Annotated in this window: 17 protein-coding genes; 11 read left to right on the top strand and 6 right to left on the bottom strand. The window is 69.0% G+C overall.

Annotated elements, in window-relative coordinates; translation table 11 throughout:
- Window positions 1–89: 89 nt before the first annotated feature.
- Entirely contained in the window at window positions 90–650 is a 561-nt protein-coding gene (locus BLR99_RS06725) for a hypothetical protein (RefSeq protein ID WP_228195456.1), read from the bottom strand.
- 2 nt (window positions 651–652) lie between these two features.
- The gene (locus BLR99_RS06720) at window positions 653–1129 is read right to left on the bottom strand and encodes an Lrp/AsnC family transcriptional regulator (RefSeq protein WP_011797648.1); all 477 of its coding nucleotides are present in this window, start codon (window positions 1127–1129) and stop codon (window positions 653–655) included.
- Between the two features lie 176 nt (window positions 1130–1305).
- Between BLR99_RS06720 and BLR99_RS06715 the strand changes: the two genes are divergently transcribed.
- The 5 genes from BLR99_RS06715 (at window position 1306) to BLR99_RS06695 (ending at window position 11020) form a co-directional block, all read left to right on the top strand.
- The gene (locus BLR99_RS06715; RefSeq protein ID WP_046060622.1) at window positions 1306–4881 is read left to right on the top strand and encodes an indolepyruvate ferredoxin oxidoreductase family protein; all 3576 of its coding nucleotides are present in this window, start codon (window positions 1306–1308) and stop codon (window positions 4879–4881) included.
- 218 nt (window positions 4882–5099) lie between these two features.
- Window positions 5100–5432, top strand: a complete 333-nt coding sequence (gene yajC / locus BLR99_RS06710) for a preprotein translocase subunit YajC (protein ID WP_017439266.1) — start codon at window positions 5100–5102, stop codon at window positions 5430–5432.
- Window positions 5433–5609: 177 nt separating this feature from the next.
- The gene (secD, locus tag BLR99_RS06705) at window positions 5610–7508 is read left to right on the top strand and encodes a protein translocase subunit SecD (protein ID WP_011797645.1); all 1899 of its coding nucleotides are present in this window, start codon (window positions 5610–5612) and stop codon (window positions 7506–7508) included.
- A gap of 18 nt (window positions 7509–7526) precedes the next feature.
- On the top strand, window positions 7527–8480 hold the full coding sequence (gene secF, locus BLR99_RS06700; protein ID WP_011797644.1) for a protein translocase subunit SecF: 954 nt from the start codon (window positions 7527–7529) through the stop codon (window positions 8478–8480).
- A 152-nt stretch (window positions 8481–8632) separates the two neighbouring features.
- Window positions 8633–11020, top strand: a complete 2388-nt coding sequence (locus BLR99_RS06695; RefSeq protein WP_011797643.1) for a DUF1631 family protein — start codon at window positions 8633–8635, stop codon at window positions 11018–11020.
- 53 nt (window positions 11021–11073) lie between these two features.
- Here BLR99_RS06695 and recX read toward each other — a convergent pair whose 3' ends face one another.
- Window positions 11074–11544, bottom strand: a complete 471-nt coding sequence (recX, locus tag BLR99_RS06690; protein WP_011797642.1) for a recombination regulator RecX — start codon at window positions 11542–11544, stop codon at window positions 11074–11076.
- A 65-nt stretch (window positions 11545–11609) separates the two neighbouring features.
- Window positions 11610–12674 carry a recombinase RecA gene (gene recA, locus BLR99_RS06685; RefSeq protein WP_011797641.1) on the bottom strand — a complete coding sequence of 355 codons (1065 nt, stop codon included), beginning with the start codon at window positions 12672–12674 and terminating at the stop codon, window positions 11610–11612.
- 161 nt (window positions 12675–12835) lie between these two features.
- Between recA and BLR99_RS06680 the strand changes: the two genes are divergently transcribed.
- From BLR99_RS06680 to BLR99_RS06670, 3 genes are all read left to right on the top strand, one after another.
- Window positions 12836–13360: a MarR family winged helix-turn-helix transcriptional regulator gene (locus BLR99_RS06680; RefSeq protein ID WP_048857600.1), complete on the top strand. Its 525-nt coding sequence runs from the start codon at window positions 12836–12838 to the stop codon at window positions 13358–13360.
- A 106-nt stretch (window positions 13361–13466) separates the two neighbouring features.
- A complete protein-coding gene (locus BLR99_RS06675) occupies window positions 13467–14141 on the top strand; it encodes a response regulator (RefSeq protein WP_011797639.1) in 675 nt (224 codons plus the stop codon).
- A gap of 297 nt (window positions 14142–14438) precedes the next feature.
- Window positions 14439–15896, top strand: a complete 1458-nt coding sequence (locus tag BLR99_RS06670; protein WP_011797638.1) for a sensor histidine kinase — start codon at window positions 14439–14441, stop codon at window positions 15894–15896.
- Between the two features lie 120 nt (window positions 15897–16016).
- On the opposite strand, the gene BLR99_RS06665 is transcribed toward BLR99_RS06670, so the two are convergent.
- Both BLR99_RS06665 and BLR99_RS06660 read right to left on the bottom strand, forming a co-directional pair.
- Window positions 16017–16382, bottom strand: coding sequence for a DUF4148 domain-containing protein (locus BLR99_RS06665; RefSeq protein ID WP_017439808.1), 366 nt, complete (start codon window positions 16380–16382; stop codon window positions 16017–16019).
- A gap of 316 nt (window positions 16383–16698) precedes the next feature.
- Entirely contained in the window at window positions 16699–17622 is a 924-nt protein-coding gene (locus BLR99_RS06660; RefSeq protein ID WP_011797636.1) for a LysR substrate-binding domain-containing protein, read from the bottom strand.
- Window positions 17623–17745: 123 nt separating this feature from the next.
- On the opposite strand from BLR99_RS06660, the gene BLR99_RS06655 reads away from it, so the two are divergent.
- The 3 genes from BLR99_RS06655 (at window position 17746) to BLR99_RS06645 (ending at window position 21260) form a co-directional block, all read left to right on the top strand.
- The gene (locus BLR99_RS06655; protein WP_011797635.1) at window positions 17746–18714 is read left to right on the top strand and encodes a tripartite tricarboxylate transporter substrate-binding protein; all 969 of its coding nucleotides are present in this window, start codon (window positions 17746–17748) and stop codon (window positions 18712–18714) included.
- A gap of 20 nt (window positions 18715–18734) precedes the next feature.
- Window positions 18735–19622, top strand: a complete 888-nt coding sequence (locus tag BLR99_RS06650) for an N-formylglutamate amidohydrolase (protein WP_011797634.1) — start codon at window positions 18735–18737, stop codon at window positions 19620–19622.
- A 138-nt stretch (window positions 19623–19760) separates the two neighbouring features.
- Complete coding sequence (locus tag BLR99_RS06645; RefSeq protein ID WP_011797633.1) at window positions 19761–21260, top strand: leucine-rich repeat domain-containing protein; 1500 nt, start codon at window positions 19761–19763, stop codon at window positions 21258–21260.
- The last annotated feature ends 259 nt before the right edge of the window (window positions 21261–21519 follow it).

Genomic DNA, 21519 nt, shown 5'->3' with positions numbered 1-21519 from the left:
CAGCGCATGCGCAGGCTCGGATGCGGCGAAAGGAAGAAGAGCCGTCTGTCACCTCCGGCTGACTTGGCATCACTGCGGCCGCAAGCCCGTCACGGCAATACGAGTTCCTCAGGGTCTTCTCCGATTCCCAGCCGGGATTGCAGATCCGGGCCCAGCTTCGACAGCGCCGGCCCCACGCATGCATGGTGCGCCACCATGGCGCCATTCTTCCAGACCATCACTCCGTCCTTTTCGCCCCAGCGGCCGAAGGCACTGAAGACCACATAGGCATAGGGCCCGCGATCGGCGCGCAGGTAGTTGCCTCCGCCTGCCGAGTACCAAAGCCGCTTGGCCCTGAATTGCTTACGCCAGTCGCCGCTGTCCACCTTTTCGGGAACGTTGGTTTCCACGTTCCCGGGCTTGCCGAAGCGGTATTGCAAATAGCCCTGCGGGCCGTCAGGCTGGTGGGAGGAACAAACGGCAACTGCCCGATGGTGCTTGATGGAGCATGCGAAAACGGGCACTTCTTCCGATCGGCAAAGGGACGTTCCGAGGTTTTGTGCTGCGGCAGCGTGGCCGGTAGCGATGGCGGTCACGCAGGCCACACTGCCTGCTGTCCAGATGACTTTCCAGAAAGGGTGCATAGCCTTGAGGCAGTTACTCGAATTCATCGTCATCGCTGCAAATGCGCCAGCGGCAGCGCCCCTCCCGCCTTCACCTCCCCCAGCGAAAAGCTCGTGTGCATGTCCTTCACGTTGGGCAGGTTCAGCAGCACGCCGCGCGCAAATTGCGAAAAGCTCTCCAGGTCGCGCGCCACCACCTGCAACTCGAACGTCCCGGTGCCGCTGATGTAGTGGCAGGCGACCACTTCCGGGATCTTGGCGATGGCCTCTTCCATCTCGCGCGTGAGGCCGCCGGTGCTGCGGTCGGCATCCAGCCGCACGAAGGCCAGCACGCCCAGGCCGATCCGGTGGCGATCGATCTCCGCGTGGTAGCCCTTGATGAAGCCCGCCTCTTCCAGGGCCCGCACGCGCCGCCAGCACGGGGCGGCGGAGAGGCCCACGCGCTGCGCCAGCTCGGCGTTCGTCAGCCGTGCATCGGCCTGCAGTTCCGCGAGGATGGCGATGTCGAATTTGTCGAGTTCTTCCATTCCTTTATTGTTTTCAGAAAGGATCTTTCTGAAACGAGGGTAAACACGGCATGAAAACGAAAGGACATATCCTTCGGTCGTGCCTACACTGGCATGCAAAGCCCGCCCCGCCGGGCGCGCCGCCCTGCCCGCGCCCACGAGGCCGCGGCACCCCCGACGATGATGGAGAGACATTCATGAACGCCCCGCTGCCCGAGCACATCCGCCGCGCCCTGGAAACCGTGTCCCTAGATGACAAATACACCCTGCCGGAGGGCCGGGCCTTCATGAGCGGCGTCCAGGCCCTGGTGCGCCTGCCCATGCTGCAGCGCCAGCGCGATGCCATGGCCGGGCTCAATACCGCCGGCTTCATCAGCGGGTACCGGGGTTCCCCCCTGGGTGGCTACGACCAGGCGCTCTGGGCGGCCCGGAAGCACCTGGCGCAGAACCACATCGTCTTCCAGCCCGGCGTGAACGAGGAGCTGGGCGCCACGGCCGTCTGGGGCACGCAGCAGCTGGACCTGTATCCCGACAAGAAGAAGTTCGACGGCGTCTTCGGCATCTGGTACGGCAAGGGCCCGGGCGTGGACCGCTGCTCCGACGTGTTCAAGCACGCCAACATGGCCGGCACGGCGAAGCACGGCGGCGTGATCGCGATCGCGGGAGACGACCACATCAGCAAGAGCAGCACCGCGCCGCACCAGAGCGACCACATCTTCAAGGCCTGCGGGCTGCCGGTGTTCTTCCCCAGCAGCGTGCAGGAGATCCTGGACATGGGCCTGCATGCCTTCGCCATGAGCCGCTTCTCGGGCGTGTGGTCGGGCATGAAAACCATCCAGGAAGTGGTCGAGTCGTCCAGCAGCATCTCGGTCGATCCGGACCGCGTGAACATCGTGCTGCCCGAGGATTTCGCGATGCCGCCCGGCGGCCTGCACATCCGCTGGCCCGATGCGCCGCTGGAGCAGGAGGCGCGCCTCATGGACTACAAGTGGTACGCGGCCCTGGCGTACATCCGCGCCAACCAGCTCAACTACAACGTCATCGAAGGGCCGCAGGACCGGTTCGGCATCATCGCCAGCGGCAAGGCCTACAACGACACCCGCCAGGCCCTGATCGACCTCGGCCTGGATGACGGCACGTGCCGGCAGCTGGGCATCCGCGTGCACAAGGTCAACGTGGTCTGGCCGCTGGAGGCCACCATCACGCGCAATTTCGCGCAGGGCCTGCAGGAGATCCTGGTGGTCGAGGAGAAGCGCCAGGTCATCGAATACCAGCTCAAGGAAGAGCTCTACAACTGGCGCGCCGACGTGCGCCCCAATGTGCTGGGCAAGTTCGACGAGGTGGAGGGGGACAACTCCGGCGGCGAGTGGAGCATGGCCAACCCGAGCCAGAACTGGCTGCTGCGGCCGAAGGCCGACCTGACGCCCGCCATCATCGCGCGCGCCATCGCCAGGCGGCTGAAGAAGCTCGGCGTGCCCGAGGACGTGGTGGCGCGCATGGACGCGCGCCTCACGGTGATCGACGCGCGCGAGCGCTCGCTCGCCGAGACCACGGCCGACACGGGCGACCGCACGCCGTGGTTCTGCAGCGGCTGCCCGCACAACACCAGCACCCGCGTGCCCGAGGGCTCGCGCGCCGTGGCCGGCATCGGCTGCCACTACATGGTCAACTGGATGCCGGGCCGCAACACCTCCACCTTCACGCAGATGGGCGGCGAGGGCGTGACCTGGGTGGGGCAGCAGCCTTTCTCGCTGGACAGGCACGTCTTCGCGAACCTGGGCGATGGCACGTATTTCCACAGCGGCCTGCTCGCGATCCGGCAGAGCATCGCCGCCGGCACCAACATCACCTACAAGGTGCTCTACAACGACGCCGTGGCCATGACCGGCGGCCAGCAGGTGGGCGAGCGGCCCGAGGGCCACTCGGTGCTGCAGATCATGAACAGCCTGAAGGCCGAGGGCGTGGCCAGGCTGGTCATCGTGACGGACGAGCCCGCCAAGTATGACGGCGTGCCCCTCGCCGAGGGCGTGGCCGTGTACCACCGTGACGAGCTGGACCGCATCCAGCGCGAGTTCCGCGAAATCCCGGGCTGCACGGCCATCATCTACGACCAGACCTGCGCCACCGAGAAGCGCCGCCGCAGGAAGCGCGGCACGCTCGCCACGCCCGACAAGACCGTGGTCATCAACGAGCTGGTCTGCGAGGGCTGCGGGGATTGCTCCGTGCAGTCCAACTGCCTCTCGGTCGAGCCGCTGGAAACCGAGTTCGGCCGCAAGCGCCGCATCAACCAGAGCACCTGCAACAAGGACTACTCCTGCCTGAAGGGCTTCTGCCCGAGCTTCGTGACCGTCGAGGGCGGCAAGCTCAGGAAGCCGAAGAAGGAAAAGAAGGGCGACCTGTCGGCGCTGCCGCCCATTCCCGAGCCGGCGCTGCCGGTGGCCGAGTCCGCCTGGGGCATCGTGGTGGCCGGCGTGGGCGGCACGGGCGTGATCACCATCGGCTCGCTGCTGGGCATGGCCGCGCACCTGGAAGGCAAGGGCGTGGTCACGCAGGATGCGGCCGGCCTCGCGCAGAAGGGCGGAGCCACCTGGAGCCACGTGCAGATCGCGAACCGGCCCGATGCCATCTACACCACCAAAGTGGACACCGCCAAGGCCGACCTCATCATCGGCTGCGACTCCATCGTCGCCTCGCTCAAGACCACCATGGCGGCGATGCAGCCGGGCCGCACCTTCGTGGCGCTGAACAACCACGGCTCGCCCACCGCATCGTTCGTGAACAACCCCGACTGGCAGTTCCCCGGCCAGCACTGCGACACGGCCATCGCCTCGGCCGTGGGCGAGGAGCTGCTGGGCAGTTTCGATGCCGAAGAAGTGGCCGTGCAACTGCTGGGCGACAGCATCTACACCAACCCTCTCATGCTCGGCTATGCCTGGCAGAAGGGCCGCGTGCCGCTTTCGCACGCCGCGCTGATGCGCGCCATGGAGCTCAACGGCGTGCAGGTCGAGAACAACAAGGCCGCCTTCGAATGGGGCCGCCGCTGTGCCTGCGACCTGGCCGCCGTGCGCGCGCTGTTCCAGACGGCGCAGGTCATCCATTTCGCGAAGAAGCCCGCGCTCGCGGAGATCATCGCGCGCCGCGAGGAATTCCTCACGGGCTACCAGAACGCGGCCTACGCGGCCACCTACCGGGCCTTCGTGCAGAAAGTGCAGGACGCCGAGGCGCGCTTCGGATCCACCACCCGCCTCACCGAGGCCGTGGCGCGCTACCTCTTCAAGCTCATGGCCTACAAGGACGAGTACGAGGTGGCCCGCCTGCACACCGACAGCGCCTTCGCCGGGAAGATCGCCGGCATGTTCGAGGGCGACTACCGCGTGGTGCACCACCTCGCGCCGCCGCTCACGGCGAAGAAGAACGAGCGCGGCGAGCTGGTCAAGAAGGCCTACGGCCCGTGGATGCACAAGGCGTTCGGTGTGCTGGCGAAGATGAAGGGCCTGCGCGGCACGGCGCTCGACCCCTTCGGCCGCACCGAGGAGCGCCGCACCGAGCGCGCGCTGATCCAGGAATACCGCGCCTGCATCGAAGAGCTGCTGGCCGGGCTCACGGCGGAAAACCTGCCGCTGGCCGTGGAGATCGCGCGCATTCCCGAGCAGATCCGCGGCTACGGCCACGTGAAGGAGCGGCACCTGGAAACGGCCCGCAAGCAGTGGGCCGCTCTCATGGCCCGGTGGCGCGGCGGTCCGGTGGAAGTGGCGCTGCGGCAGAGCGCCTGAGTCCGGCTCCTGCGCATCCCTGGCCGCCGAGTCCCTGCGGCCCTGGATACGGCCCAGTCCATGCATAACCCAACCGCCCACGGGTTATGCCACCATGCCGCTGAAATGCGCCGCATACAATCGCCTGTTGCCCTGCGGCAGGCGTCCATGCGCCGCTGCATGCACGATCGGCCCGGCGACCCGGCCGGACGACCATCTTTTCAACGGAGCCTGTAGCCGTGTTTATTTCTTCCGCTTTCGCCCAGACCGCCCCGGCCGCCGCGCCTGCCGGCGGCATGATGTCCTCGCTCACGAGCATGCTGCCGCTGGTGCTGATGTTCGTGGTGCTGTACTTCATCATGATCCGGCCCCAGATGAAGCGTCAGAAGGAGCACCGCGCCATGATCGACGCGATCGCCAAGGGCGACGAGGTGGCGACGGCCGGCGGCATCCTGGGCAAGGTCACGCGCCTGTCCGAAGGCTTCCTGCACATCGAGATCGCCTCGGGCGTGGAAGTGCAGATCCAGCGCAGTGCCGTGGCGCAGGTCCTGCCCAAGGGCACGGTGAAGTGAGGGGCAACCCCCTGGGCGGCTGCGCCGCTTCCCCCTTCTCGCGCTGCGCGCGGGAAGGAGGACGACGCCAGCGCGGCGGGGCGGCCCCTGCGCGGCGTCTGCTGGCCTGCGCCGCGCCAATTTCAGGCGCCGCCGGTGGTGCGGCACGCCGTGGTTAACTGAGATAAGAGCGCGATCATGAATCGTTATCCGGTCTGGAAGTACGCGATCCTCGTGATCGTGCTGCTCGTGGGGATCCTCTATTCCCTGCCCAATGTGTTCGGCGAGGCGCCCGCGGTGCAGGTCTCTTCGGCCAAGGCGTCGGTCAAGGTCGATGCCTCGCTGCAGCGGCGCGTCGAAGAGGCGCTGCAGGGTGCGGGCATCACACCCGACGTGGTGAGCTTGGACGGCAATTCGGTGCGCGCCCGCTTCGACACGCCCGACACGCAGCTCAAGGCCAAGGACGTGATCCAGAAGGCCCTGGTGCCCGACGCGGCCGATCCGCAGTACATCGTCGCGCTGAACCTCGTCTCGCGCTCGCCCGCCTGGCTCACGGCGCTGCATGCGCAACCCGTCTATCTGGGCCTGGACCTGCGCGGCGGCGTGCACTTCATGCTGCAGGTGGACATGCAGGCGGCGCTCACGAAGAAGGCCGAGTCCTTCGCGGGCGACCTGCGCACCTTCATGCGCGACCGCAACATCCGCCACGGCGGCATCAGCCGCGACGGCCAGACCATCGAGGTGCGCCTGCGCGACGAGGCGGCCGCCACGGCCACGCGCAATCTCATCTCCGACCAGTTCCCCGACCTCGTGGCCACCTCCAGCCCGGGCGGCGACGGCGTGATCGTGCGCGCGACCATCAAGCCCGAAGCCCTGCGCAAGGTGCAGGACCAGGCGCTGAAGCAGAACATCACCACGCTGCACAACCGGATCAACGAACTCGGCGTGGCCGAGCCGGTGATCCAGCAGCAGGGCACGGACCGCATCGTCGTGCAGTTGCCCGGCGTGCAGGACACGGCCAAGGCCAAGGACATCCTGGGCCGCACCGCCACGCTCGAGGTGCGCATGGTGGACGAGAGCACGGAGGCGCGGGGCGCCGAGCGGGGCTCGGGCCCGGTGCCGTTCGGCAGCGAGCGCTACCCCGACCGCAACGGCCAGTTCATCATCGTCAAGAAGCAGGTCATCCTGACGGGCGAGAACCTGACGGACGCGCAGCCCGGCTTCGACGGCCAGACCCAGGAGCCGACCGTCAACCTGACGCTCGACGCCAAGGGCGCGCGCATCTTCAAGGACATCACGCGCGAGAACATCGGCAAGCGCATGGCCATCGTGCTCTTCGAGAAGGGCAAGGGCGAGGTCGTGACGGCCCCGGTGATCCGCTCCGAGATCGGCGGCGGCCGCGTGCAGATCTCCGGCCGCATGACCACGGCCGAGGCCAACGACACCTCGCTGCTGCTGCGCGCCGGCTCGCTGGCCGCGCCCATGGAGATCATCGAGGAATTCACCATCGGCCCCAGCCTGGGCGCCGACAACATCAGCCGCGGCATCCACAGCGTGGTCTGGGGCATGGTGGCCATCGCCGTGTTCATGTGCGTGTACTACGCGCTCTTCGGCGTGTTCTCCACCATCGCCCTGTCGGTGAACGTGCTCATGCTGATCGCCGTGCTGTCCATGCTGCAGGCCACGCTCACGCTGCCCGGCATCGCCGCCATGGCGCTCGCGCTGGGCGTCGCCATCGATTCGAACGTGCTGATCAACGAGCGCATCCGCGAGGAACTGCGCGCGGGCGTCGCGCCGCAGGCGGCCATCCATGCGGGCTACGAACGCGCCTGGGCGACCATCCTCGACTCGAACGTGACCACGCTCATCGCCGGCCTCGCGCTGCTGGCCTTCGGATCGGGTCCCGTGCGCGGCTTCGCCGTGGTGCACTGCCTGGGCATCCTGACCAGCATGTTCTCGGCCGTGTTCTTCTCGCGCGGCCTGGTGAACCTCTGGTATGGCCGCAAGAAGAAGCTCAAGAGCGTGTCCATCGGCCAGGTGTGGAAGCCCGGCCCCGGCACTCCGCAGGTGCCCTCCGCTCCGGCCAAGACGAACTGACCCGAAGGAAGACTCGACATGGAATTCTTCCGCATCAAAAAAGACATCCCTTTCATGAAGCACGCGTTGGTCTTCAACGCGATCTCCTTCATCACCTTCGCGCTGGCCGTCTTCTTCCTGGTCACGCGCGGGCTGCACCTGTCGGTGGAGTTCACGGGCGGCACCGTGATGGAAGTGGCCTACACGCAGGCGGCCGACACCGGCAAGGTGCGCGAGGCCGTCTCGAGCCTGGGATATTCCGACGTGATCGTGCAGAACTTCGGCACCTCGCGCGACGTGATGATCCGCCTGCCCGTGCAGAAGGGCGCGACCTCGGCGCAGCAGAGCGAGCAGGTGATGGGCGCCCTCAAGGCGCAGGATCCGGACGTCACGCTGCGCCGCACCGAGTTCGTCGGCCCGCAGGTGGGCGAGGAGCTGGTGCACGGCGGCCTCATGGCGCTGGCCATGGTGGTCGTGGGGATCGTGGTGTACCTCGCATTCCGCTTCGAGTGGAAGTTCGGCGTCGCGGCCATCATCGCCAACCTGCACGACGTGGTCATCATCCTGGGCTTCTTCGCCTTCTTCCAGTGGGAATTCTCGTTGGCCGTGCTGGCCGGCGTGCTCGCGGTGCTGGGCTACTCGGTGAACGAATCCGTGGTGATCTTCGACCGGATCCGCGAAGCCTTCCGCAAATACCGCAAGATGACCACGCACGAGGTCATCGACCACGCCATCACGAGCACGATGAGCCGCACGATCATCACCCACGCCTCCACCGAGGCGATGGTGCTGTCGATGTTCTTCTTCGGCGGCCCGAGCCTGCACTACTTCGCGCTCGCGCTGACCATCGGCATCCTTTTCGGCATCTATTCCTCCGTGTTCGTCGCCGCCGCCATCGCCATGTGGCTGGGCATCAAGCGCGAAGACCTGGTGAAGACACCGACCCGCAAGGAAGGCGATCCCAACGACCCCAACGCCGGAGCGACGGTCTGAGCGCAGGCGCCGCATTCCGGGCCCCGGCGGGCTGCCGGGAGCGGACTGTCCAGCATTTGCGCCGATGAGATTCCGCGGAGTGGATCGTCCACCGGATCTCTGCGGATTCCCGCATGCGGGCAGGCCTGTGACGCGCTCATAATCCGCGGCGTATGGAGACTTCGTCCACCTTCCCGTCGAATGCGAGGCGCCTGGCCCGCCTGGGGCGCCAGCGTTTCATCGAGGGGTTGAGCGCGGAGCTTCCCGCCCTGGACGCGGAGCTTCAGGAGTTCACCACCCATCTCATGGGCCTGACGGCAACCCAGCGGGTCATGCAGGAGCGCCGCGACCTGTGGGTGCGCTACCAGCAGTTCCATGGCGCATGGATCGCCGGCGCGGCGCGAGCGTTGCGCGATGCGGTCGCCACGCTTCCCAGCACGCGCAGCGCCGCGCTGTCGGGGGACTTTTCGCTCGCGGGCCTCGAACTGGTGAGCGACGACGTGGTGGAAAACAAGATCCTCGCGTCCCGCATCGGCCTGTCCGTGGCGGAGCAGGCCGGCCCCGCCTTCGACGCGGTGCGCAGGCATCTGCAGCATCTCGAAGGCGAGGAGCCCGGCGAACGGGACCTCCTGCGCCCCGAAGTCCTGGCCCTGCAACTCGTGGCCCCCTGGGTGGCCTGCGGCCTGCTGCGCACGGACCTGCAGGCCCTGCTCGAGCCGCTGCAGCGCACCCTGGGTGCGATGGTGCTCGCGCAATACGAGGCGCTGGTCCGCTTCTTCGAGGAGCAGGGCGTGCGCCCGGACGACGACCTGCGTTCGCGCGTGCGGCGTACCGGGGGGGCGACGGTGCAGGGCGGTCTCGCGCCAGTCTCCGTCATGGGAGCGGGAATGGGCGTGCAGCAAGCTGCTGCGGATCCCACCGGTGTCGGGTTGCGCGCGCCCTCCAGGCCCATGGGCGCCCTGCAGGGCGGGGCCTCGGGTTTCGCCGGCACGCAGGCGGCCGCGTACGGCTCGCCCCTGGTGCGGGCCCGGCAGCGCGCGCAGGGGGTGATGGGCCAGTTGCACCGGATCCTCGTGCAGCCGGCCATCGCGGCGTTCAGCCCCTCCGGTGCCGGACGCATGGGGGGGGCCGCGGGGGATGTCGCCGCTCCGGCGGCACCGGCCACGGCTGCGCTGCAGCAGGCCCTGGCCGAGCAGCGGCTGATGGCCGACAGCTTCTATCGCAGCGAGATCGCCACCCTGGTGCTGGACTACCACAGCCCCGCCGCGGTGGTGCAGGTGGCCGGCGCTGCGCGCGAGCGCACGGCGGAGCTCAAGGCCAAGGCGGAAACGCCGGGCGAGAAGGCCATCATCGAGGTGGTGGCGCTGATGTTCCAGAGCATCCTGAGCGAAGACCGCATCCCGCCCGCGGTGCGCGTGTGGTTCGCGCGCCTGCAGGTTCCCGTGCTGCGGGTGGCCCTGTCCGAGCCCGAGTTCTTCAGCGACATGGCGCACCCCGCCCGCCAGCTCATCGACCGCATGGGCGGCGTGGTCCTGGGCTTCGACACCGCGGCAATCCAGGGCAGCGCCCTGGAGGCCGAGATCCGGCGCGTGGTGCAGGTGATCGAGCAGTATCCGGAAACCGGACAGCGGGTGTTCCAGCTGGTACTCGCGGAGTTCGAGGCCTTCATTTCCCGGTACCTCACGGCACCCCAGGCCACCTCGCGCATCGTGAGCGTGGCGCAGCAGGTGGAGCAGAAGGAGACGATGGCGATCCAGTACACCATCGAGCTGCGCAACCTGCTCAAGGACATGCCGGTGCGCGACGAGATCCGCAGTTTCCTGTTCAAGACCTGGGCCGAAGTGCTGGCGCTGTCGGCCGTGCGCAGCGGCGCGCAGCATGCGGACACGGCCGCGTTCAAGCGGGCGGCCACCGACCTCGTGTGGGCCGCCAGCGCCAAGCCCCAGCGGGCGGAGCGTGCCAAGGTCATCCAGAGCCTGCCGGGCCTGCTGCAGCGGCTGCGGCAGGGCCTGGAGCTGCTGGGCGTGACCGGCGCGCCGCAGGACGTGCACATCAAGATCCTCACCGACACGCTCGCCGACGCCTTCCTCTCCAAGACGGCTTCCATCCCGCAGGCGCACATCGACGCGATGGCCCGGCGCCTGGACCACCTCGAGGACTACATGAGCGACGCCACGCTGGGCGACATGCCGCTCGATGCCGACTACCTGGAAATGATGCTGGGCATCGATGCCTCGTCCATCCATGTCGCGGCGGACAATGGCACGCCCGTGGACGAAGCCATGGTGGCCTGGGCGCGCGAACTGCAGCTGGGGGCGTGGTTCACGCTGGACCACAACGGGGCCTCGGCGCAGGTGCAGTACGCATGGCACAGCGAGCGCCGGCAGCTGCATCTTTTCGCGGCACCGGACGGCAGCAGCTACCTGCTGCAGCTGCGGCGGATGGCTGCCTACCTGCAGGCGGGCCTGCTGGTGCCCCAGGAAGAGGAGGCCCTCACGATGCGCGCGACGCGCGATGCGCTCGCCAAGATCGACGCGAACCCGGAGCGGCTGCTGGGGTAGCGCCCTTTTTTTTACCTGCTACCGGCGACCGGGCGGGCGCCATGGTGGCTTCTTCATTCCGGCAGGTCGTCTTCGGCCTCCATGCGGCCGCCGACCACGCGCCGCACCACGTCGCCCGGAAAGCCGCGTGCCGCGAGGAAGCGCATCTGGCGTGCCCGCTCCCGGGGCGTTTCCGGGGGCGTGCCGAAGCGCTGGCGCCAGACGGCGAGGGCGCGCGCCGCCTCGCTGCCGCGCAGGCGCTCGGCCGTCTCGCGCACCAGCGCATCGTCCAGCCCCTTGGCGCGCAGTTCCTGCACCACGCGCTGCGTGCCCAGCCGCGCCGCGCGGCGGTGCACCACGGATTCGGCCACGCGGCCGGCGTTGATGAAATCCTTGGCCTGGAGTTCGTCGAGCACCGCGTGCAGGTCGTCGCCTTCCTGGACGTGCCGCGCGAGCTTGGCTTCCAGTTCGGAGCGCGAGTGCTCGCGCTGCGCCAGCAGGCGCAGCGCGCGGCCCTTGAGGGAGAGGGGGGAAGAAAGACCCATGGGAGTCGCAGCCGCGCCGGCCCGCCGCGAAAAACGGCAGGCCGGCGCTTCGGATGCCCTGTGGGTCAGGCCTCGTCGGCAGCAGCAGCGCCGGCTGCCACGGGCGGCAGTTGCGAGACGCCCAGGCCGTCGCGCACCTTGTTCTCGATCTCGCGGGCGAGGTCGGCGTTCTCGCGCAGGAACTCGCGTGCGTTGTCGCGGCCCTGGCCGATCTTCTCGCCGTTGTAGGCGTACCAGGCGCCGCTCTTCTCGATGATGCGGGCATTCACGCCCATGTCGATGATCTCGCCCTCGCGGCTGATGCCTTCGCCGAAGAGGATGTCGAACTCGGCCGTCTTGAAGGGCGGGCTCACCTTGTTCTTCACCACCTTCACCTTGGTCTCGTTGCCGATGGCCTCGTCGCCCTTCTTGATGGTGCCAGTGCGGCGGATGTCCAGGCGCACGGAGGCGTAGAACTTCAGCGCGTTGCCGCCCGTGGTGGTCTCGGGGCTGCCGAACATCACGCCGATCTTCATGCGGATCTGGTTGATGAAGATGACCATGCAGTTCGTCTTCTTGATCGTGGCGGTGAGCTTGCGCAGCGCCTGGCTCATCAGGCGGGCCTGCAGGCCGGGCAGCGCATCGCCCATCTCGCCTTCGATTTCCGCCTTCGGGGTCAGTGCTGCGACCGAGTCCACCACGATCAGGTCCACGGCGCCGGAGCGCACGAGGCTGTCCACGATTTCCAGGGCCTGCTCGCCGGTGTCGGGCTGGCTGATGAGCAGGTCGGGCACGTGCACGCCGAGCTTCTGGGCGTACTGGATGTCGAGCGCGTGCTCGGCATCGACGAAGGCGCAGGTGCCGTTCTGCTTCTGCATCTCGGCGATGACCTGCAGCGTGAGCGTGGTCTTGCCGGAGGATTCGGGGCCGTAGATCTCGATCACGCGGCCGCGGGGCAGGCCGCCCACGCCCAGGGCGACGTCCAGGCCCAGCGAGCCGGTGGAGACGACCTGGATATCTTCGATGGCTTCGCCTTCGCCCAGGCGCATGATGGTGCCCTTGCCGAACTGCTTTTCGATCTGGGCGAGTGCCGCCTGCAGGGCCTTGGCCTTTTCGCTGTTGGCGGCGTTGTTCTTGACGGGTGCGTCCATGGAGTGCTCCTGAAAAAGGAAAACGTGGAAAGGAAGGCCGGCGAGTGCGATGCCACCGGGTGGCTGTCTTCAATCACAGGCTGGATGCTTGACCAGTAGTGTAGGGGCGGGATACTTTCCAAACAATGCACTTTTTAGTCAGTTTGCCTGACAATTGCCGCATGGCTTTTTCCCCGTTTCCGCAGCCACCTTCGGCCACGCTGGCCACCCGGGACGACGCATGGCGCCTCACCCACCTGGGCCGCCTGCTCGGCCACGCCATGCGCCGCTTCGACGCGCGCGTGCTCGAGCTGATGGCGCACGACGTGCAGGTCCCCCTGGCGCTCTCCCACCTGGCCGCCCGCGACCAAGTCAGCGCGGCCCATATCCACATCACGCGCCACCTGTCGCTGCAGGGTGACCGGCTCACCGACCTGGCGGCACGCGCCGGCATGGCCAAGCAGTCGATGGCCGCGCTGGTGGACCAGTGCGAAGCCTGGGGGCTGGTGATGCGGGAGCCCGACCCGCGCGACGCGCGGGCGCGCCGGGTGCGCTTCACCGCCACGGGCCTGGCCTGGCTCCAGGCCTTCCGCGGCGCGGTCGCGCAGGCCGAGGCGGAATTCGGCGCGGAGGTGGGCGATGCCGTGGCCGCTGTCGTGCGGCTGGGCCTGGAGGCGTATGCGGGAGGCGATGGCGTGGAGGCGTGATCCGCCTCCGTGCCGCGCACCGGCCGATGTCCCTAGAATCGACGGAACGCCCGGGGCCGGCCACACCGCCTGCGGAGCATTCCCAGGAACACCGGAGACAGGCCCCATGCGCATCCTCATTGCCGAAGACGATCAGGTTCTGGCGGATGGGCTGCTGCGCACGCTGCGAGGGTCCGGGGCCGCGGTGGACCACGTGGCGAGCGGCAGCGATGCCGACACCGTGCTCGCGACGACGCAGGAATTCGACCTGCTGATCCTCGATCTCGGCCTGCCACGCATGCATGGGCTGGACGTGCTCAAGCGGCTGCGCGGCCGCGGCTCGGCGCTGCCGGTGCTGATCCTCACGGCGGCCGACAGCGTGGACGAGCGCGTGAAGGGCCTGGATTACGGCGCCGACGACTACATGGCCAAGCCTTTCTCGCTGCAGGAACTGGAGGCGCGCGTGCGCGCCCTCACGCGCCGCGGCATGGGCGCCACCAGCAGCACCATCCGGCACGGCCCGCTCGTCTATGACCAGGCCGGACGCATGGCCACCATCGACGGCAAGCTGGTGGAGCTGTCCGCCCGCGAGCTGGGCCTGCTGGAAGTGCTGCTGCAGCGCGCGGGACGGCTGGTGAGCAAGGAGCAACTGGTGGAGCGGCTCTGCGAATGGGGCGAGGAGGTGAGCAACAACGCCATCGAGGTGTACATCCATCGCCTGCGCAAGAAGATCGAGCGTGGTCCGATCCGCATCGCCACGGTGCGGGGGCTGGGCTACTGCCTGGAGAAGGTCGCCGCTTAGGGCCTGTGAACGCTATGCAAGGGGTCGCGAAGCTCATCACAGCCCGCCCATCAAGGCGCGCGACGCCGTGCGTGTGTCCACACGTACAAGGAGCGCAACGCCGGGGGGCGGGCTGTGACGGGCTTCCCTTCGGGTTGCTTCGCGAAGGGGCCGCTTGCAGCGTTGCCCGTGCTTGCAAGGCCCCGGCCTTGCTACGCCCAGGCGCCTCGCACCCAGCCCCTTCGCGAAGCAACGCGATCCCCTTGCATAGCGTTCACAGGCCCTAGTGCGGCCTCCTCCTGCCGCGGGTGCCGTGCCTTGAAGATCTTCCAGCGCGAACAGCGGTCGCTTTTCGGGGAGATCCTCGACTGGATGCTCACGCCGCTGCTGCTGCTGTGGCCGGTGAGCCTGGCGCTGACCTGGCTCGTCGCCCAAGGGCTGGCGAACAAGCCCTTCGACCGGGCGCTGGAGTACAACGCCCACGCGCTCGCGCAACTCGTCACGGTGCAGGACGGCCGCGCGCAGTTCAACCTGCCGCAACCCGCCGGCGAGATCCTGCGCGCGGACGAATCCGACATCGTTTATTACCAGGTCCTGGGCCCCCGGGGGGAGTTCCTGTCCGGCGAGCGCGACCTGCCCCGGCCGCCGCCGCCCGACGACGATCGCCCGCTGTCCGGCCAGGTGCGGCTGCGCGACGCGGAGTTGCGCGGCATCGAAATCCGCGTGGCGGCCATCTGGGTGCGGCTGCCGGTGCAGGGGACTCCCGCCGCGCTGGTGCAGGTGGCGGAAACACGGGAAAAGCGCAGCGTGCTCGCCACCGAGATCATCAAGGGCGTGATGCTGCCGCAGTTCGTGATCCTGCCGCTCGCCGTGTTGCTGGTCTGGCTCGCGCTGGCACGCGGCATCCAGCCGCTGCACCGGCTGGAAGAGCGCATCCGCGCACGCGATCCGGACGACCTCTCCCCGCTGGACCACCGGGCGGTGCCGCTCGAAGTGGCGCCGCTCGTGGATTCGGTGAACGATCTGCTGCGGCGGCTGCAGGATTCGCTGGCCACGCAGAAGCGGTTCCTGGCGGACGCGGCCCACCAGCTCAAGACCCCGCTGGCGGGCTTGCGCATGCAGGCCGATCTCGCGCAGCGCGAAGGAACCAGCACGGAAGACCTCAAGCGCTCGCTGCAGCAGATCGGCCGCGCCAGCGTGCGCGCGACCCACACGGTCAACCAGTTGCTGGCGCTCGCGCGCGCGGAAGCGGGCGGCGCCGTGCTGGCGCGGCAGCCGGTGGATCTCGCGCGCCTGGTGCGCGAGGCCGTGCGCGACTGCGTGCCCCGGGCGCTGGAGAAGTCCATCGATCTCGGCTACGAAGGTGCCCAGCCAGCGGACCCTGGCGTGTGGGTGGACGGCAACCCGACCCTGCTCAAGGAACTGGCGCGCAATCTGCTGGACAACGCGATCAACTACACGCCGTCCAGCAGCGAGCGGCCCGGAATGGTGACCGCGCGCGTGCTGGCCGACCCGTTCGGACGCATCGTGCTGCTGCAGGTGGAGGATTCCGGCCCCGGCGTGCCGGATGCGGAGCGAGAACTGGTGTTCCGCCCGTTCTACCGGGCGTTGGGCACCGATGCCGACGGTTCGGGCCTGGGCCTGCCCATCGTGCTGGAAATCGCGCGCCAGCATGGCGCGCAGGTCCGGCTGGAGGATGCGCATCCCGGGATGAATCCGCCGGGCGCGTGCTTTTCGGTGCGTTTTATCGCCCGGGAAGACCCTGCTGCCGGATGAGCCGCCAGGCCGGGGCAACCCATTGCCATCTCTACCAAGCGACGAGGCCCGCCGGAAATCCCGGGCGGGCCTCGTCGCCGTGCGGATTCCGTGCGGAACCTGCGGAGATGCCCACGGGCATCAGTTCGTCATCGGCACGGTGCCCTGCTCGTACATGCTGGCCACGGCGCTCACGTCGCCGCCCTGGCGGCGGACTTCGGCGACGTACTCGGGGCCGCTGCGCAGGCGCTGGTATTCGGCGAAGCGTTCCTGATAGACGGGATCGCTGGCAAGGGAGCGTTCACCCATCTGGAACTTGTCCAGGCCGGCGCGGCGCCACAGGTTGGCATCGGCGATCACTTCGGCACGGGACAGCGGCTGCTGGCTGTATTGCGACGCCACGGGTGCCGGGCCGGCCCACTCTTCCTGAGACACGGGGGCCGCGGTGGCTGCGGTGGCGCCTGCGAAGGCGATGGTGGCGATGGCGATGAGATGCTTGCGATTCATGGCGATGAGTCCTTTCTTCGACAAGGGGGGAACAATGTGCAGCGCGCCGGATTGCGTTCTGCATGGAGGGAAGTTTGCGCCCCCAGCCGGCTTCTGCTTGTGCGAAAACGCACGGATTCGTGTAGGTCTGTGTCCGACCGCCCTGTGCTCCACCGCGTGCCGCGGCGTGGGAAAACAGATGGTTTCGCTTTGGGCCATGGGGGCAGGCCTGCGCCTGGAGACGTTCGCGTCTGTGCGAAAGCGCACGGCTTCGGGCAGAAGATGGTTGAAACGGCGGTTCAGCCGCCTTTCTGCGCCGCCACCGGGGAGGGGGCGTTCAGGCCGCGGGACCGGCGGGGGGCTCGGCCTGCTGCAGCAGCCAGTCGCGGAAATGGCCCAGCGCAGGCGACCGCGTGCGCCCGCCCGGATGGCAGAGCCAGTAGCCCAGCCGGCTGTTGAAGCCGGCCGCCGGCAGTGGTTCCGAGACGATGCCGGCCGCGATCTCGTCGCGCACGAGGCAGCGGGGCACCAGCCCGAGGCCCAGGCCCATGGCGACGCCCCGGACGATGCTCTCGAACAGATCGAGCACCGGACCATCGAAGCAGTTCAGCCCGGGCACGCCGTGGCGCTCGCTCCAGCGTTCCCAGATGTCGGGCGCGGACCCGTGCCGCAACAGCGTATGCCCTGCGGCATCGGCGGGGCTGCGCAGCACCGGCGAGGGGGGCTCCGCGCCGCCTGCGCCGGGCGGCGCGATCAGGGCCATGTCGTTGCCGGCGATGTAGTGGGCATGCATGCCGGGCCAGTGCCCGTCGCCGAACAGGATGGCGCAGTCCGTTCCCGGCTCCGGCGGACCATGGACGGCCGGCTCCGCCAGGTGCACCGTGATGCGCGGATGCCGCCGCCGGAAATCCGGCAGACGGGGCACCAGCCACTGCGCGCAGAAGGTGGGCAGCGCGGCGATATGCAGCGCGCCGCCGTCGTACCCGCTGGCCACGAGTTCGAGCGTGGCGGCTTCCAGGCGTGCCAGCAGGGCCCGTACCGTCAATTCGTAGCGCTCGCCCGCGGGAGTGAGCACCAGGCGCTGGCGGCTGCGCTCGAACAGCGGCACGCCCACCCAGCGCTCGAGCTCCTGGATCTGCTTGCTCACGGCGCTCTGGGTGAGGTCCAGCGATTCCGCCGCCGCCGATGCATTGCCGCAGCGGACCACGGTGCAGAGCGTTCGCAGCAGGTGCAGCGGGGGATTGAGCCGGCGCAGGGGCATGGGGGACGGTTCCGGGGACGAACAGCGATGAGGGTATGCCGAATCGGAATGCTAACCGGCATGCCCTTTGCGTCATTCATGCATTTATTCCAGTAATCTCATCGATAACCTCAAAGGGAAACCATGCAGCGTCGTTTCTGGCTCGCGGCCCTGGCCGCCTCACCCTTCATCGGCAATTCGGCACGGGCACAGGAGGGCAAGCCGCTGCGCATCGTCGTGCCCTTTCCCCCCGGCGGCGCGACGGACATCGCGGGCCGCGTGCTGCAGGAGCCGCTGCAGCGCCTGCTGGGCCAACCGGTGGTGATCGACAACCGCGCCGGCGCGGGCGGCTCCATCGGCATGGCCGAAGTGGCGCGCTCCGCGGGCGACGGGCTGACGTTCGGCGTGGCGACCGTGTCCACGCATGGCGTGAATCCCGCGGTGTTCTCGCGGCTGCCCTACGATCCGGTGCGCGATTTCGCCGGGGTCACCGAGATCGTGAAGGCTCCGGGCGTTCTCGTGGTCAATCCCCGGGAAATGCCGGTGCGCAGCTTCGGCGAGTTCGTGGCCTACCTCAAGGCGCGGCCCGGCCAGGTGTCCTATGCATCGCCGGGCAACGGCACCATCGGCCACATGTGGGGCGAGCTGTTCAAGATCAGCACCGGCACCTCCATGGTGCACATTCCCTACCGCGGTGCCGGTCCGGCGGTGAACGACGTGCTGGCCGGACAGGTGCCCGTGTATTTCGACCAGGTCGCCTCCGCGCTGCCCTACGTGAAGAGCGGCCGGCTGCGGGCGCTCGCCGTTTCCTGGCCGCAGCGCCTCGCGGACGTTCTGCCCGAGGTGCCCACCTACGGCGAACTGGGCCATCCGCAGGCCAACGAGCCTTCGTGGTTCGGCCTGGTGGCCCCGGCGGCCACGCCGCCGGCGGCGGTGCTGCGCGTGCAGCAGGCCGTGGGCACCGCCCTGCAGGAGCCGGCGGTGCGCGACCGGCTCGCCGGCCAGGGCCTCTATCCGACGCCCACCGCGCCCGCGGAGTTTTCCCGGCAGATCGGGCAGGAGATCGCCAGGATGCGGAAAATCGCTGTCTATGCCCAGATCCAGCTCGACTGACCGATGAACGGAGCCCGCCGATGCCCGCCCCGCAGCCGCTGAGCCCCGTGGCCGCCGCCGTATCGGTGGTGCCGGGCAGCACGCCCCTGGTTCTCGATTCGCCGCACAGCGGCACGGATTACCCGGACGACTTCCGCGCCGCGCTGGCCCAGGACGTGCTGCGGCGCGCGGAGGACACCCATGTGGAAAAGCTCTACGCCTTCGCGCCCGCCCTCGGCGTCGCGTGGGTGGAGGCGCATTTCCCGCGGATCTACCTCGATGCCAACCGCGACACCACGGAGATCGACACCACGCTCTTCGACGGCGAATGGCCCGGCCCCGTCACCGCCGACCCGGTGGTGCTGCAGAAGGTCCGGCTCGGCAAGGGCCTCATCTGGAAATGCACCGACGAGGGCCTGCCCATCTACGACCGGCTCCTCTCCGTGGCCGAAGGGCGCGCGCGCATCGAGCGCTGCTGGCAGCCCTACCATGCCGCGGTGCAGCAGGCCATCGAGGCCGCGCATGCGCGGCACGGCTGCAGCCTGCACCTGAACTGCCATTCGATGCCCTCCGTCGCGGCCAGCCACGCCACGCTCCACCCCGGCCTCGTGCATGCCGACTTCGTCATCGGCGACCGCGACGGCACCACCGCGGACCCGGCGCTGTCGCAGGCGCTCTGCGCCTTTCTGCGCGAGCGCGGCTACGGGGTGGACTACAACCATCCCTACAAGGGCGTCGAGATCGTGCGCCGCTACGGAGACCCCGCGCGCGACCGGCACAGCATCCAGGTGGAGATCAACCGCCGCCTCTACATGGACGAGCACACGCTGGAACTGCAGCCGGAGGGCTTCGCGCGCCTGCAGGCCGACCTGCGCGCGCTCGTGGAGTGGTTGCTGACGCTCGATCCGCGGCGCTCCATGGGCGGCTGACGCGGCGCTGCGCATCGCAGCAGGCCGTGCGGGCGGTTCGCATTTCGCGACGCCGCGTCGTGCGGGGCAGGGCAGGAGAGGCAAGCGCGCCCTAGATTGGAGGCGAGCCGCTTTCCTTGTCCTTCACCGCCCGCTGCCATGACTTCGCCCCTGCTCACGGCGCCTTTCGGCGCCTCCGTCCTGTCCTTCATGCCCCCGGAACGCGGGGGGGCGGCGGCTGCGCCACGGCAGGCCGGCGCCGCCTCCGGCACGCCCCTGCTGCACGCGTGGTACGAGGCGCTGCAGGCCTGGTGCGAGGCCGACGCGGCCCGGCAGCCGCCGTGTCAGGCAGGCGCCTCCGAGGGGTTGCGGGGGATTTTTTCGGCGCGGCGCAACAGGGGCGCCGTCCGCGATGAGCGGGCCGAGGCGTTCGCCGGCCGTTGCCGGGAGTTCGCCGCGGCCGCGGACCGTATCCTGGAGCGTGGAGACGCTGCGTTCGGTGCCACACAGGGCGGCCTGGAATTGCGCGAAATCGCCGTGGGCCGCCTGCTGCTCGCCCATGCAGAGGGCGCTCCCGCGCTGGACCTGCACGGCCTGGGGCTGACCGACCTGCCACCCGGCCTCGAATCCCTGCAAGCCCTGGAGCGGCTGGATATCTCGTGGAATCCGGCGCTGGGAGCGCTGCCCGAGCGGCTCGCCCGCTGCCGCGGACTGCGTGCGATCGATGCGCGCCACTGCGGCATCACCGAGGTGCCGCCGCAGATTTTCTCGCTGCCACGGCTGGAAACGCTGGACCTTTCGGACAACGCGGAACTGCGCTCGCTGCCCGCCGGATGGCGCCTGGACGACGCGCGCCTGCGGCTCGAAGGAACGCCCCTGGAGGGCATCGCCGGCCTGCTGCGGCCGCTGCCGCTGACGCCGCGCCAGCGCGGCACGCTCGCGGAGCATATGGACACCATCGCCCGCGCGTGGCCCCTGCTGCAGGCCCGGATGCGGGCGGAGCCCCGGATCGCGGAACAGGTCGGCCTGCTGCGCGCCCGGCTGTCGCTCGCGGTGCGCACCGACGGCATGGGCACGCAGGAAGCCTGCGAGGACGCGCACCAGGCCATCGCGGAGTGGCTGGACAACGGGGAACCGCTGACGACCGCACGGATGATGGAGCTGGGTTGGCGCATCAACTTCCGGCCGTCCGGCACGGGCCTGCTGCGCACGCAGGAATACGCAGACGATCTGTCCGGCCCGCAGGGCGCCGGCACGGCTGCCGGTGCGGGCCGTCCGTCTCCTGTCGCGCTGCCGCCGCTGCTGGCGGCGGTCGAGTCCTGGCTGTCGGCGGGCGATGCTCCCGATGCCGTGCTCGACCCGCTGTCCGCCATGGAGCGCGCCCTGCTGCTCTACCGCGTCCTGGTCGTCCTCCGCCCGCTGCACAAGGGCAACGAGCCCACTGCCCTGGCGGCCATGGACTGGGCCCTGCAGCAGCAGGGCCTGCCGCCGGTCCTGCTGCCCGACGACCCGGCCCTGACCACGGCGGTCCTGTTCCGGTTTTCGGGCATCGCGGCAGCGGACGCGGCGGCAGAGCTGCTGCAGGAAACCGTCCGGCACATGGACGCGCTCATGGCGCGGCTGGTGCAGCACGACCTTGCAAGTGCCGCAGATGAATAGCGCACGCGGCGCCTGCGTGCCGGCGGCCGTCTCGCGCACTCCGTTTTTCCACTCCCGATGCCAACGTCCATGAGTCCTTCCCGCATCACGACCGCCTCCGAACCGCAGCGCATGCGCTTCTATCCTTTCGGGCCGTCGCGGGCGGATGGATCGCGCCCGCGCAGCGAACCCGATGCGCCGAGGGCGCGGAGCGCTGGATGGCCGGCGGGGTTGGTGTCCCGGCGTACGGGACCGGCGCGCGAGCGCGCGGACACCGTGC

Source organism: Paracidovorax citrulli (assembly GCF_900100305.1).
GTDB classification, from domain to species: domain Bacteria; phylum Pseudomonadota; class Gammaproteobacteria; order Burkholderiales; family Burkholderiaceae_C; genus Paracidovorax; species Paracidovorax citrulli.
Note: the sequence above shows the minus strand (reverse complement) of the source record. Positions and strands in the feature narration are given on the sequence as shown.